The 12,225-nt window shown below is 60.2% G+C and carries 13 protein-coding genes and 1 tRNA gene; 4 read left to right on the top strand and 10 right to left on the bottom strand.

The window, feature by feature from the left end:
- From HMPREF2656_RS06800 to HMPREF2656_RS13620, 4 genes are all read right to left on the bottom strand, one after another.
- The coding region (locus HMPREF2656_RS06800) for a YbhB/YbcL family Raf kinase inhibitor-like protein (RefSeq protein ID WP_371440652.1) at positions 1-237 on the bottom strand (237 nt) is incomplete at its 3' end.
- Between the two features lie 21 nt (positions 238-258).
- Positions 259-2,064 (bottom strand): ABC transporter ATP-binding protein, encoded by a 1,806-nt coding sequence (locus tag HMPREF2656_RS06805; RefSeq protein WP_070816196.1) that lies wholly within the window; start codon positions 2,062-2,064, stop codon positions 259-261.
- Positions 2,065-2,685: an ATP-binding cassette domain-containing protein gene (locus HMPREF2656_RS13615; RefSeq protein ID WP_371440653.1), complete on the bottom strand. Its 621-nt coding sequence runs from the start codon at positions 2,683-2,685 to the stop codon at positions 2,065-2,067. It abuts the gene before it with no gap.
- Positions 2,686-2,702: 17 nt separating this feature from the next.
- Positions 2,703-3,494, bottom strand: a complete 792-nt coding sequence (locus tag HMPREF2656_RS13620) for an ABC transporter transmembrane domain-containing protein (protein WP_371440654.1) — start codon at positions 3,492-3,494, stop codon at positions 2,703-2,705.
- Between the two features lie 231 nt (positions 3,495-3,725).
- On the opposite strand from HMPREF2656_RS13620, the gene HMPREF2656_RS06815 reads away from it, so the two are divergent.
- The 3 genes from HMPREF2656_RS06815 (at position 3,726) to HMPREF2656_RS06825 (ending at position 5,132) form a co-directional block, all read left to right on the top strand.
- Positions 3,726-3,811 (top strand) — tRNA-Leu (locus HMPREF2656_RS06815).
- A gap of 77 nt (positions 3,812-3,888) precedes the next feature.
- Positions 3,889-4,536, top strand: a complete 648-nt coding sequence (locus HMPREF2656_RS06820) for a TVP38/TMEM64 family protein (RefSeq protein WP_070423157.1) — start codon at positions 3,889-3,891, stop codon at positions 4,534-4,536.
- A gap of 35 nt (positions 4,537-4,571) precedes the next feature.
- A complete protein-coding gene (locus HMPREF2656_RS06825) occupies positions 4,572-5,132 on the top strand; it encodes a MarR family transcriptional regulator (protein WP_070423156.1) in 561 nt (186 codons plus the stop codon).
- Here HMPREF2656_RS06825 and HMPREF2656_RS06830 read toward each other — a convergent pair.
- From HMPREF2656_RS06830 to HMPREF2656_RS06840, 3 genes are read right to left on the bottom strand one after another with little or no spacing between them, the layout of a single operon-like run.
- Positions 5,104-6,345, bottom strand: coding sequence for an SPFH domain-containing protein (locus HMPREF2656_RS06830; protein WP_083279524.1), 1,242 nt, complete (start codon positions 6,343-6,345; stop codon positions 5,104-5,106). The two genes, HMPREF2656_RS06825 and HMPREF2656_RS06830, sit on opposite strands and share 29 nt — an antisense overlap.
- The gene (locus HMPREF2656_RS06835) at positions 6,346-6,774 is read right to left on the bottom strand and encodes an NfeD family protein (RefSeq protein WP_070423155.1); all 429 of its coding nucleotides are present in this window, start codon (positions 6,772-6,774) and stop codon (positions 6,346-6,348) included.
- A gap of 10 nt (positions 6,775-6,784) precedes the next feature.
- Positions 6,785-7,636, bottom strand: a complete 852-nt coding sequence (locus HMPREF2656_RS06840; RefSeq protein ID WP_070423154.1) for a DUF3097 domain-containing protein — start codon at positions 7,634-7,636, stop codon at positions 6,785-6,787.
- Between the two features lie 40 nt (positions 7,637-7,676).
- Between HMPREF2656_RS06840 and HMPREF2656_RS06845 the strand changes: the two genes are divergently transcribed.
- Positions 7,677-8,432: a hypothetical protein gene (locus HMPREF2656_RS06845; protein WP_070816197.1), complete on the top strand. Its 756-nt coding sequence runs from the start codon at positions 7,677-7,679 to the stop codon at positions 8,430-8,432.
- Here the strand turns inward: HMPREF2656_RS06845 and HMPREF2656_RS06850 are convergent.
- From HMPREF2656_RS06850 to HMPREF2656_RS06860, 3 genes are all read right to left on the bottom strand, one after another.
- Entirely contained in the window at positions 8,429-9,487 is a 1,059-nt protein-coding gene (locus tag HMPREF2656_RS06850; RefSeq protein WP_070484805.1) for a ferrochelatase, read from the bottom strand. The two genes, HMPREF2656_RS06845 and HMPREF2656_RS06850, sit on opposite strands and share 4 nt — an antisense overlap.
- 31 nt (positions 9,488-9,518) lie before the next feature.
- Entirely contained in the window at positions 9,519-11,177 is a 1,659-nt protein-coding gene (locus HMPREF2656_RS06855; protein ID WP_070816198.1) for a DIP1281 family NlpC/P60 protein, read from the bottom strand.
- A 568-nt stretch (positions 11,178-11,745) separates the two neighbouring features.
- The gene (locus tag HMPREF2656_RS06860) at positions 11,746-12,219 is read right to left on the bottom strand and encodes an Rv1476 family membrane protein (RefSeq protein WP_070816199.1); all 474 of its coding nucleotides are present in this window, start codon (positions 12,217-12,219) and stop codon (positions 11,746-11,748) included.
- Positions 12,220-12,225: the final 6 nt, after the last annotated feature.

Raw genomic sequence — 12,225 nt, forward strand, 5'->3', positions numbered from 1 at the left:
AAAACCTGACGCGGTTGGTGCGTCCGGGTCGAAGCACGTCACTGCGTAAGTCTTCGTCCCCTCAGGCGCACCTTCCCACGCAAGCTGCGGGCTGGTGGCGTTATCGCCGGCAAGTGTGTCGTTGAGACGCTCGCCGTCAACAATGTCATCCGAGGTCACCGTGAACGAAGGCACGTCCGCCAGGGGCGCATACGGGTCGGGGCCGGGGAAACGGTCTGAAACATAGGAAGCAGTCATAGACCCATTCCTACCTGAAAATCAGTGACCCTCGCCACTCCACGCCTCAAAGAGTTGTGCATATCTCCCACCGGCAGCAAGCAGCTCGGCATGGGTGCCGTCTTCGATAATGCGTCCTGCTTCCATCACCAGGATGCGATCAGCGGTTGCAGCTTGATCGAGGCGATGCGCGACAACCAACGCCGTCGTGCCTTCAGTAATCCTTGCAGCAGCATCTTCGAGCGTGTTTGTGGCATCACTGCCCGCCTCTGCTGTCGCTTCGTCCAGGATGAGGATCTTCGGACCTGCCAACGCCACACGCGCGAGCGCGACCTGTTGCTCCACCTCGGGTGGGAGGTCATCTGCGCCTGCTCCCACAGCGGTGTCGAGCCCATTGGGGAAGAGTCGGGCAAACTGCGTGCTGTTCGGATCCAACCCGACACTGGCGAGCGCCTTGAGCAAAACAGTGTCGTCACTTCCCGGAGCAGCCATAGACAGGTCTTCGCGCAGCGTGCCCGCGAAGATATGCACGTCCTGGGTGAGCAGGGTGACGTTCTTCGCAGTCCAGACGTCGCTGACTTGGGAGGTATCTACCCCACCAACTCGGATGCTCCCCGAAGTCGGCTCCACTAAGCCTGCGATAAGCGCTGCCAGCGTGGATTTGCCCGCGCCAGACGTGCCGACGAGCGCCGTCATCGTGCCCGCTGCGAGCGTCACCGAGAGGTCCTCAAGAACGTTAGCTCCGCCGGGGTAGGCAAAGGACACGTGGTTGATCTCAACGTCTTCAGGCACATCGAGGTCATCAGGTACCACGGTGGCCGCTCGGCCGTCCGCCAGTTTGGCCAAACTCACCGCGCGCCCAACAGACGTGGCGGCGCTTTGGAGCTCTCCGATGAAAAACAGCGCATTAAACACGACAACCTCAGCACGGATCACCATGAACACAGCAGCGCTGGCCTCCCCAGGTGTCACAGCGCCTGTAGACACCAACCAGGCACCCACACCAAGAGTGAGCAGCACCCATGCTGCGAAGGCGAACTGTCCGATGCCCATGAGACGAATGAACCAGGGCACACGATCCATCGTCGCCTCCACCGCACCCCAGGAGGTGCGACGCATGCGCCCAAGCGCCCAACGTTCTAGTCCGAACGCGCGAAGCGTCGGCAGGCCACGCACCGTATCAAGCAGCACTGCGTTTCTACGAGCCTCCGCCACACTCACTGCGTTCGACGCAGCAGGGATTGCACGCACAACGGCACGCGCGAACGGGTACGTGCAGATACCGACTATGACGAGGATGAGGGCAAAGCGGACGTCGATAAGCAAAAGCCCGAGAAAGGTAATCGGAAACACGAAGGCTGTGGTGAGGACCCTGGATCCGATCGCGGTGATCGTCTGCACCACATCATCGATGTCCTTCGTCATGCGCGTAATCACGTTGCCGGTGCCCAACTCCATCACCCGCGGCACAGGCGCGCGCAAGATAGCGTCGAGGCAACGACGGCGCAGATCGATGGACGCACGGGCGACCTTCTGGCCCACCACATAGTTGCCCAGACCACGGAGGGACAGCTCGATCAGCATGCACAACATTGCCAATGCGATGGCCCAAATAAAAGCACTGCTGCCAGAGCCGAGCCCGGGTATCGAGCCACCGATCAACGGGTCAACGCTGCGCCCAAACAGGTTCGACTGTGTCGTGTTCACAGCAACGATCACAGCCTGGATACTCAACAGCATTACCCACCACCGACGATCCAGTGCGTTCGGCAGTTCCGCAAGGTACGCGAAGGTCTCCTTCACCCCAGCGGGGGCAACGGCATCGACGCGCTCGTATTCACGCTTCATTTACTGCACCTCCAATGCGTTACCTGCAGAGCGCCACGCGGCATTTCCAGTGATCACTATGGTTGTTTTGTCCGCGCGTAGCGTCTTAACCGCCGCAACGACGTCAGCTTGGGTGACAGAGTCCAGCCCTGTTGTTGGATCGTCCAAAATGAGCACGTTCGGATCCGCTGCGAGTGCGCGTGCAAGTGCCACACGTTGCCGCTGCCCGCCCGACAAATTCAGCCCCGCCTCCCCCAGCGGCGCATCAGGCAATTCACCGTTCTCTCGGACACCTCCGAGGCGACGCAGAATGTCCTGACAATGCGCCGCAGCGAGCGCCTGCTTGACGACGACTGCCGGCAAATCACCGCGCGGATTCACGTTATCCGCGATCGTGCCCTCAAATACGTTGACGGTGTGCGGTGGGAACAGCACCCCCTCACGCTCCGCCCATGCCTCAACGACCGCAAACGATCGCTCATCCGGAGCGAGGATCCACAGCCCTGGACCGGGGATCGCGTTGGAGGTTGGCTGCGGCTCAGACACCTTTTCGGCTGCATGGTGCAACTCCACGATGCGCTTGCCACTGGCAACCGCCCTGCCCCACCCACTAGCTAGGTCACCGAAGGCAAATCCCGCCATATTCAGCGCAGGCGGCACTAGCATGTCATCTGCCCAGGCGTGATCTCTCCGCGAAGCGTCAACCAGGCAGCAAGTGCCACGATCGCCAGATTGCACAGCCAAGCCACCACAAGACGAACAAAGCCCAGCCCGACTTCAACCTTCAGGTGCTTCAAGATCAATGTCCTGGCGTTGGCCGTCTCAACTGCAAAACGTTGTGCAACAGATGCACCCGCGCCAAGGCCCTTCACAGCACGAATGCCTTGAGAGACATCCGTGGCCAAGCCCGCGACATCCGCTTCCGCAGCGCGACGCTTCAACGAGATCCGCGTCACTGGTCCTGCGGTCCACGCCGCAAAAAGCCCAATGATCATCGCGCTAACCGGAATGGCAAGTGCCACCCACGGGGACACAGACCACATCGCCACCACTGCACCCGCGGCATAACCGATCGCCATAAGCGGAAACGACAGCAGTTCGCGGTACCGTCCGACCGTGCTTGCGTCTGCATCGATCGTGTTAAGCACCGTACCCGGGCTCATCGCGCCTGCACCATCGCGCAGCACTCCGGAGGATAAGTGCAACCGGGCGTTGTGGGTAACCCGGCCAACCGACGCTGCCGCAAGGCCGTCGCCGGTTGCCTCACCGATGAACGACAAAACAAAAATGCCCACCAGTACCGCAAACAGCCACCACGCGTTAAACGTTTCTTCGCCAAGGAGACCGTCCACGATCATGCCGACCACCACCGGCACGAACGCCGCGATACCGGAGCCAAAAAGGTAGCTCAGAATATGCAGCGCGAGCACACCCGGATACGCGGAAACCATGTCCCGAACGACCCGGTTACCTTCCTCCCATCGCGCCGGGTGGAGCCGGGCGGGGTCATGAGCAGGCGGAACTTGTGGGACGAACCAGCGGTACGTCAGCATTCTGCGCGGTGGAGCTATCACCCCGCAAAATTTAGCAGAATCTGCGCGTTATGCTGGCGATTTGGTACCTGCAAGAACCGACCCTATAGTAGTGCAGGTGCCCAGCCGAGAGGCTGAACAAACACCCTAGCCCGGGTGGCGGAATGGCAGACGCGCTAGCTTGAGGTGCTAGTGTCCTATTAACGGACGTGGGGGTTCAAGTCCCCCTCCGGGCACAGATAAGTCCCGCTCAGCAGTCAATAGAACTGCGGAGCGGGACATTTATATTTACAGACATGCTCGAGGAGTGCGTATGCCCAAGATATCGGGTTCCGCCCGCAACAAGCTCGTACTCGCAGCGCTTATCGTCGTGTTCATAGCGGGCTGGGTGTTTCTCGACGTCCCACCACTCTCCACACTTCGCACCTGGGCTGACACACTCGGCCCCTGGTTCCCAGTAGCGTTCTGGCTGCTCTATATCTTGATTACCCAATTCCCTATCCCGCGCACCGTGATGACCGTCTCTGCCGGCATTCTTTTCGGTTCGGTACAAGGGATCTTGATCGCGATTACCGCGACGACAGTCAGCGCAGTTATCTCACTGTTGATCGTGCGCACTCTGCTGCGGGATTGGGTAGAACCGCGGCTGACACATCCTGCTGTTGAGCAGATCAACCGGCGCCTCGAAGAACGCGGCTGGCTCGCGATTTTCAGCCTGCGCCTCATTGCAGCCGTTCCATTTTCCGTCCTCAACTACGCAGCAGCGCTCACGCGCGTTCCGGTGTTGCCGTTTGCCATCGCAACGTTTGCGGGTTCACTTCCAGGAACCGTGTTGGTCACTATCTTTGGCGACACCCTCACGGGTGAGGCAAACCCTGTGGTGATCGCAGTGATGGCTGTATTGGCAGTGATTGGCCTTAGCGGGTTGATTCTCGACGCACGACTTCCGGCGCGTAAGTAAAGGCTCACGGGTAGACCCGCGTAGTATTGGCAGCCATGATTGCCGTGCATGCGAAATACAGGGGCCGCGAAAAAGGGCGTGCTGCCGTCGTCGAGCGTTCCGCGGAGGCGCTTGGCACTCTCCCAGGCATCAGCCCGTTTGAAGTGCTCGGTGTTGAAGATATCCGCACCCTGGTGGATGACGCTGAGGCTTCGTTAAACCTGATCATGGCGCTGCTCTCCGACGGCAACTGGGCCATCGGCCTAGGGGTCGCTGCAAGCAACAGCGATGCATTGAAAGCTGCCTCAAAGGCGGTTGGGGTGAAAGCGGGCCAGGTGCGTGTGGTCGTCGACAAGCAAGGCGCAACTACTGAGGCTGCGGATATCGCTGCCGCATTCGCACTGCTGGCCCACGTGCTGCACAAGCGGACATTCGAGGGACGAGAAGCGACCTCGCTCGTGCGCCGCGGGCTGAATCAGAATGAAGCAGCAGCCGAGCTCGGCATATCCAAGCAGGCAATCAGCCAGAGGCTCCAGGCAGCGGGATGGCCAGCCGAACAAGCCGGCTGGCAACTGGCCCTCAACCTGATTACTCGGGCTGCTGATCTGGCTGATTAAGCGGGTTCGACACCTGGTCATTGAACCCGAAATCGGTCGGCTTGTTCGCAGGGGCACTGATCTCTCGCAACCCCGAGTCGCTGGAAGCCGTGCCAGCGGTAGGTTGGGTCGGATCTGGATCGTCTACGTGTTTGTTCGCCACCGCGCGGGCCTCTGCAAGCGCCTTGGCTAGCTCCGGGTCGGTCGAGGTGTCGAACCAACGCTCCGGATTGCCCTCATCGGCCATCTCAAGATCGCGCTCGTCAACCTGCGCCGCCTCGTAGCGGAACACTCCGTCGTCGTCCTTGTTGGCAAACGCCTTGGCAAACTGCTGCAACGAATCGCCGAACTGGGACGGAATCATCCACATCGTGGCCGCCTCGTTGTTGGCAATCTTCGGCAACTGGTCCAGGTACTGGTATGCCAGGAGTTCCGGCGTCACTCCAGAGGACTTAATCGCGGCGTTCACCTTTTGGATCGCACGCGCCTCACCCTGCGCAGCGAGGTACTTCGCGGCACGCTCACCTTCGGCGCGCAGCATCATTGCTTGACGCTCAGCCTCAGCGGCGAGAATCGCTGCGTGCTTCTCACCCTCGGCAGAAAGAATGCGAGCCTGCTTTTCACCCTCAGCGGTTTTGATGTCGGACTCGCGCTTACCTTCAGCGGTGAGGATCATCGCGCGCTTTTCGCGGTCCGCCTTCATCTGCATCTCCATGGACTGCTGAATCGACGGTGGCGGATCAATCGCCTTGAGCTCCACGCGGCTAATGCGCAGGCCCCACTTTGCGGTCGCAGCATCTAGCTCACCGCGCAGGCGGCGGTTAATGGTTTCGCGAGAGGTCAGCGTCTCCTCAAGCGTCATGCCACCAACGACGTCACGCAGCGTTGCCGTCGAAATCTGCTCCACACCGACGAGGTAGTTGTCCACGCCGTAGATGGCCTTCGCAGGCTCGTTGATCTGGAACGTCACCACCGTGTCAATCGCCACGGTCAGGTTGTCCTGGGTAATTACTGCCTGGGGCGGGAACGACACCACGCGCTCACGCGTGTCTACGCGCGCACGGATGCGGTCGATATACGGCACCAGGAACGTCAACCCACCGGACGCAGTGCGCGTGTAGCGTCCCAGACGCTCAATAACCGCAGCTTCTCCCTGCGGAATCAGTTTGATCGACGCTGTAAGCAGCGCGATAAACAGAATAAGTATGACGGCGAAGGTAACTAACCCACCCATTTAGGACTCCTTCCAAACGACGGCTACGGGTCCGTCGATATCGTAAACGGTCACGTGGGAACCTGCAGGAATAGTTTTTGCCGGATCCAGGGCGCGTGCCGACCACAGGCTGCCGTCGAAACGCACTTGCCCACCCCCGGGGCCGATGTCCTCGACAACCTCTGCACGACTTCCGACGAGCGCGCGTGGCGTCTCATCGAGCACCAGCGGCTTATCCATCCGCTTGCGCAGACGTGGCCTTAGGAAGAACCAGAACAGCAACGAGGAAGCGATAAACACCGCGACTTCAGCTGCAAGTGGAACGTCGAATAAGGCGACCCCCGATGTTGTCAACGCACCCGCAGCGAGCATGAGCAGCGTCAATTCGCCCACGCCAAGCTCGAGTAGCGCGAAACCTGCCGCGACAATAAACCAAATCAATGCTCCCACGGCGCAAATCTTACATGTGTGTGAGATCTTCCTTCGTGAGCTCGGGATTAGTGACGAAGTCCACCAGTCTCTCAACTGCACCGATAAGTGTTGAATCCAAGTCGCGGAAAGTGCGCACGGACGATGAAACGCGGCGCCAGCCTTCCTTTGGATCAGACCAACCCAAGCGACGGCACACGCCCGTCTTCCAGTCTTCGCCGTACGGAACCTCCGGCCAGGCGGCGATGCCGACGCTCTTCGGTTTCACCGCAGCCCAGATATCGATGTAGGGGTGCCCCGTCACCAACACATGAGGTCCTACATTTTCGACGAGCCGAGCCTCCTTAGTCCCCCTAATGAGGTGATCGGCGAGCACACCGACGCGACGGTCCGGTCCAGGCTGGAACTCGTCGAGACGCATCTGCAGGTTGTCTAGACCTTCCAGATACTCGACGACAACCCCCTCAACACGCAGGTCGTGACCCCACACCTGCTCAACGATTGCAGCATCGTGGATGCCCTCCACCCAGATGCGTGACGGCATTGCAACCTTCGCCTGCACGTTAGCAACCTTGCGTGAGCCCGAGTTGGAGCGCTTTGGTTCGTCGTTACGCGGTGCAACATATCGGGTGAGGGTGACACGCTGCCCTTCAACCATGAATGCCCCCGGCAGCATTTTGAACAGCCGCTGGGTTCCATAGCGGTCCTCCAGGCGGACGAAGTCGCCGTCGTAGGTTCGCTCGAATCCAACCACTGCGCCGACAAAGTCGTTGCCGACGATCTCCACGATGATGCCTGGCTCTGCAGGCATCTCTGGATACGTTGGCCTCCTCTTGCGCGCGTGGCCCTGAAAAATATCTCCGCTATACCGGCTATCTCCCATAGTGGCTCCGTATTCTATCCCCCTAGCTAGACTCAACTGGATGCACACGCGCGCTCAGGTCTACTCGCCTCTCCAAAACACTGCAGTCTGGCTTGCCGCCTGGCTGTACAACGTCGAATCCACGGACGACACCCTCGACGCGTTAACAGACCTTGGCGGCACCCACACCTATTGCGACGCGCCGATGGTGCAATTGCTTAGCGACGTCCGCGCCGTCGCCGACCTTGAGTCTCCGGATCCAGTTGTCCGCTTGATTCTGTGGGGGCCAGGACAGGCACCGCGCCTCCGAGCTGGATCCCCCGCAATGGACGCCCTCTCCCAGGCCGGTGCGTTGGTTGTCCGGGGAGATGGGATCAGCCACATCCTTGTCCCCGACTACTCGGGGGCGGAAGTGCGCTGGCGTTGGTTTGAAGAAACTGAGCGGCTGCCGGAACCGGATTGGCTAACTCCAGGTGAGGCAGATCAACTGCTGTCGCGCGCAACCGATGAAGCCGCCGTTTTGATTGAGGCGGCTGGTGGCACCACGAAGGAATTGCCAAATCCCCGGCTTACCGTCGGCACGCTCGCTGATTTCTACGACACCCCTGGGCTGCCGGCTGGGGTGACTGCGCGAGCGGCAAAGCTTTTTGCCAGGGCTGACCGTGTTGCCGCGACGATCGAGACGGTAACGGAGCGCCTCGACGACCACTCCTTCGACCCCCACCTGTTTGCACTGTGGCGGCACGTCCGCACCGCCCGCATGGCGGGGGTCGCAGACGCAGTGATCGATTACCGGCGCGAATATCTAGCGAATTAGTTTGCGCTACCCGGTCGGCCCGGGTGCTTCAACGGCTCGCAGCAATGCGGCTTGCACGGCGCGCCGTTGACGGTACAACCCTGAACAGTAACGTTAGACAAGGTTTCAGGCTTGTCACCATCGGCGATAGCTTGCGCGATATCGACGACCATGCCAGCGAAATCGGGCTCGAGCCCCACCGTCGCAACGCGATCTAGCGTGATGTTGCGTGCCTCGCAGGCCTGTCGCAGCTCGGTGTCGAGGTCCCAGATCACCTCCATGTGGTCGGTGATGAAGCCGAGTGGCACACAGATCAAGTGCGTAAAGGTGCTGTCTTGATCATGGAGCTCCTCGGTGCGATCTACGATGTCCGGCTCCAACCACGGCGTTGCCGGATTGCCGGAGCGAGACTGCCAGACAACCTCGTACTCTTCGACGCCAGCTTCCGCGGCGACCAGCCGGGCCGCCTCATGCACCTGCCGTGAGTACAGGTTGGCATCCTCCGGGCCACCTGAGACATTATCCGCAGCATTCGGAACACTGTGAGCAGTGAACAGTACTTTTGCACCAGCCGGCGCTGCATCGACGGCGCTACGCAACACGTTCGCCATAAGCCGCACGAACGTCGGGTGGGCGTAGAACTGCCAAAGCTTGGTGTACTCAAGCTGCGGTGTCACTTCGCGGATCCTCTGGATGTCTTCGTCGTACTGTCGGCAGGCCGAGTACCCACCCCATGCCGAGGTCGCGAACACCAGCACGCGCTTATGCCCGTCAGCCTCCAGCTGCTTCGCAGTATCTTCCGCAAAGGGGTGCCAGTTCCGGTTGCCGAAGTACACCGGAAGTTCAATCCCCCGAGCCTCCAACTGCTTTTCGATGTTGCTAATCAGCACTCGGTTCTGTTCATTGATCGGGCTAACACCACCGAAGTGGAAGTAGTGTTCCCCTACCTTGGCGAGCCGCTCACGCGGAATCCCGCGGCCACGGGTGACATTCTCTAGAAAAGGAATAACCTCGTCCTTTCCTTCGGGTCCACCGAAGGAAAGGACGAGGAGTGCGTCGTAGTCGTTGAGAGCCATAGCCTTGAGCCTAGACTGTGGCCCCGAAAAATTAGAGCAGGCGGACCGCGTTCGGCGCCATGCCGGACCAACGGACCGGAGAAATCTGCACGTTCATGCCAGACTGCGGTGCCTCGATCATGGTGCCGTCGCCGAGGTAGATGGCAACGTGCTGGTTGCCGCCCGGACCCCAGAACAGCAAGTCGCCGCGCTGCGCTTCGCTCGCCGGCACATGCGTGCCGCGCTGGTACTGGTAGCCCGTGTAGTGGGGCAATGCAATGCCAGCGCCGGCGAATGCGTAAAGCACGAGGCCAGAGCAGTCGAAGCCAGCTTGACCGCCGCCTTCCAAGCCCGTGGTTGGACCGTTTGCATCGCCACCGCCCCAGACATACGGCGTGCCGATCATCGACTGAGCGCGTGCGATAACCGTCTCAACCTGAGAGGCGTCGGATACGGCCGCAGAGGCAGCACGAGCCTTCTCAGTAAGATCTGCCGCAGTCTGCACCTGCGGCAATACGTCAGCCACAGTGCCTGAGGTGCTATCGACATTGCCCAAGGCACCAGTGAGCCCTTCTGCGAACGCAGTCACAAGTTGGCCTGCGTCACCGCTATTCACTGCATCAGAGAAGGAGCCGTGGTTCGCAGCAACGCCGCCAACCAGGGCCACGCCGACGGCGATGGCACCAGCCTTCGCGATAGCGTCGTCGTCAAGCTGTGGCAAGCCTGCTGCCGAAGAAAGCGCAGCAACCTGGGACACGTCGTCGGACGTCGTATCTGAAGAAGAAGTCTGGGCAACAACACGCACGGCATCCACGATGGCCTCACGGCTCGGCTCGCCGGCTTCAGGGGAGGTACCAGAGATGCGCTCCCGAACACGGTCCACGACCTCTTCTGGGACCTCATAGGTGGCATCGCCGCGCGAAATGGTCAGGGTTGAAGCGTACGGGCTGGCCACAGGGCCCTCCGTTGTCTCATCGGATGCTTCCTGCTGCTCAGGCGCGCGCTGCTCCTGGAGATCAGATTGCGCTGCTTCGAGCTCGCGTTGCGCGGCGTCGCGCTCAGCCGTGCTTGCCTCGAGCGCTGCGCGGTTGTCGTCGAGAAGCTGACGCGCTTGCGCCTCCGCAGCCTCGGCTTCTTGAGCAGCCGAGTCGGCAAGCTCACGCGTCTGACGCAGCGTCGACTCTTCGTTCGCCGCCTCTGCACGGGCCTGCTCCGCTTCCTGCAGCTTCGCACGCTTTTCTTCAGAACGCTGGCGCAGGAACAGCGAGCGATCCAGCACGTCGCGCTGCGTGTCCTTATCGCTAATCGACGTGAGCACATCGCTTGTCGACGCCCCGCGATACTGGGAACGGCTTAACTCATCAAGCTCGGTGCGCAGCTTTTCGACGCGAGCCTGAGCCTCGTCCAGGCGACGCTTAGCTTCCTCTTCGCCGAGGCGGGCCTGCTGGGCCTTTGCATGAGCGTCGTGCAAATCGACGAGCGACTGGTTAACCGCCTCTTGCAGTTCGCCGAGGTTCAAGTTTCGGGCGTCCACGTCCGCTTGAGCGCGGGTGACTGCGGAAACGAGTTCGCTGACGGTAGACGTCGAGCTCTGACCAGAGGCAGCCGGGCTGACGAGGCCCACCGCCAACGACACGGTAACGACACACGCGGCAGTACCGAACACATTACGTGCACGTCCAAACCGGGTGCCCCTTAGTGGATTTGCCACGAAGGTGCTCCTTCACGCCACACGCGCATACCGTGGCAGGCCCGCAGGTGATCAAGAAACCTGCAGGCGCGCCAAGGCACACATAAACCCTGACTAGGGGTAGGAACGTGCGGCCTCGATGTTGACTACTAACGCGGCAGCGCGAAGAAGTAGCCACCACAAGAATCCGTGGCGCTTCAACAATGTTTCAGGATCTCGGCGTGCTTCCCCACAAGCCCGATCCATCAGTCGAACGCTTGACTAGAGCGCTCAATGAAGCTTCACGCGAAACGTGTGACAACTATCGACCCGCGAGCCGATAGGAGCACCATACGTCAAGCCAACCGACTTGTATCCCTTTCGTTACATAAAGTTGATCAAGTCAAGTCTTGTCACATGATTCACACGCGCCTCACCTGCATGTATTGACACGCTTATTTGATGTGTGAGTTTGCTCACATCCAAGGTTACCGAACCGTTACTTATACGTTTTGACGTGGGAAAATGGCGAAAAAAGAGCTGTGGAGCAGGTACCCTTTAGCAACCCGAGATACTCCTGACATGAACTCCGTCAAGTCTTGCAACTTGTCTAGCGTGACGGCTTTGGGCGCCGCGCAGCGATCGCGAGGAGGGCAAACGCGACTAGCACCACCCCAACAACTACCGGCCACATTGGAGAGAAGGAACTCGCCTCCCCTGTAAACGCTTTCAGCCCTTCGACATAATCCGCATGCGACATCATCGCGAGCTCCCCTGTCTCTATTTGCGCACGACTCAACTCTTCGCTTACCCCCACTGCGGTGTGGGGTGTGCGGATCAGCACCGTTGAATATTCCGTAGCGTTTGCAATGTCCTGGGCAAGATCTCGGAGCTGGGCAACCTTTTCTGGAGTGCGCTCTAAAACGACTACTGCGGCAGGGTCAATCGAATCCGAATACGGCGAGCTCAGCACGCCTTCAATGCCATTTCGCAGGTCATCGTTTACCGGATTCTCCGTACCAAAAGCCACGGCAGAGGTTTCAAGCTGGCCGATTAGCTCGTCCAATGTCGTCTCCGGCTCCACGATTAC

Source organism: Corynebacterium sp. HMSC034B08 (genome assembly GCF_001835805.1).
Lineage (GTDB): Bacteria > Actinomycetota > Actinomycetes > Mycobacteriales > Mycobacteriaceae > Corynebacterium > Corynebacterium coyleae.

What these genes read in the sequence shown, in the direction of transcription:
- HMPREF2656_RS06840 (WP_070423154.1), bottom strand. Translation starts at nt 7,636, where the DNA reads ATGGGAGATAGCCGGTATAGCGGAGATATTTTTCAGGGCCACGCGCGC.
- HMPREF2656_RS06850 (WP_070484805.1), bottom strand. Translation starts at nt 9,487, where the DNA reads ATGGCTCTCAACGACTACGACGCACTCCTCGTCCTTTCCTTCGGTGGA.
- HMPREF2656_RS13620 (WP_371440654.1), bottom strand. Translation starts at nt 3,494, where the DNA reads ATGGTTTCCGCGTATCCGGGTGTGCTCGCGCTGCATATTCTGAGCTAC.
- HMPREF2656_RS06845 (WP_070816197.1), top strand. Translation starts at nt 7,677, where the DNA reads ATGCACACGCGCGCTCAGGTCTACTCGCCTCTCCAAAACACTGCAGTC.
- HMPREF2656_RS06830 (WP_083279524.1), bottom strand. Translation starts at nt 6,345, where the DNA reads ATGGGTGGGTTAGTTACCTTCGCCGTCATACTTATTCTGTTTATCGCG.
- HMPREF2656_RS06805 (WP_070816196.1), bottom strand. Translation starts at nt 2,064, where the DNA reads ATGAAGCGTGAATACGAGCGCGTCGATGCCGTTGCCCCCGCTGGGGTG.
- HMPREF2656_RS06825 (WP_070423156.1), top strand. Translation starts at nt 4,572, where the DNA reads ATGATTGCCGTGCATGCGAAATACAGGGGCCGCGAAAAAGGGCGTGCT.
- HMPREF2656_RS06820 (WP_070423157.1), top strand. Translation starts at nt 3,889, where the DNA reads ATGCCCAAGATATCGGGTTCCGCCCGCAACAAGCTCGTACTCGCAGCG.
- HMPREF2656_RS13615 (WP_371440653.1), bottom strand. Translation starts at nt 2,685, where the DNA reads ATGGCGGGATTTGCCTTCGGTGACCTAGCTAGTGGGTGGGGCAGGGCG.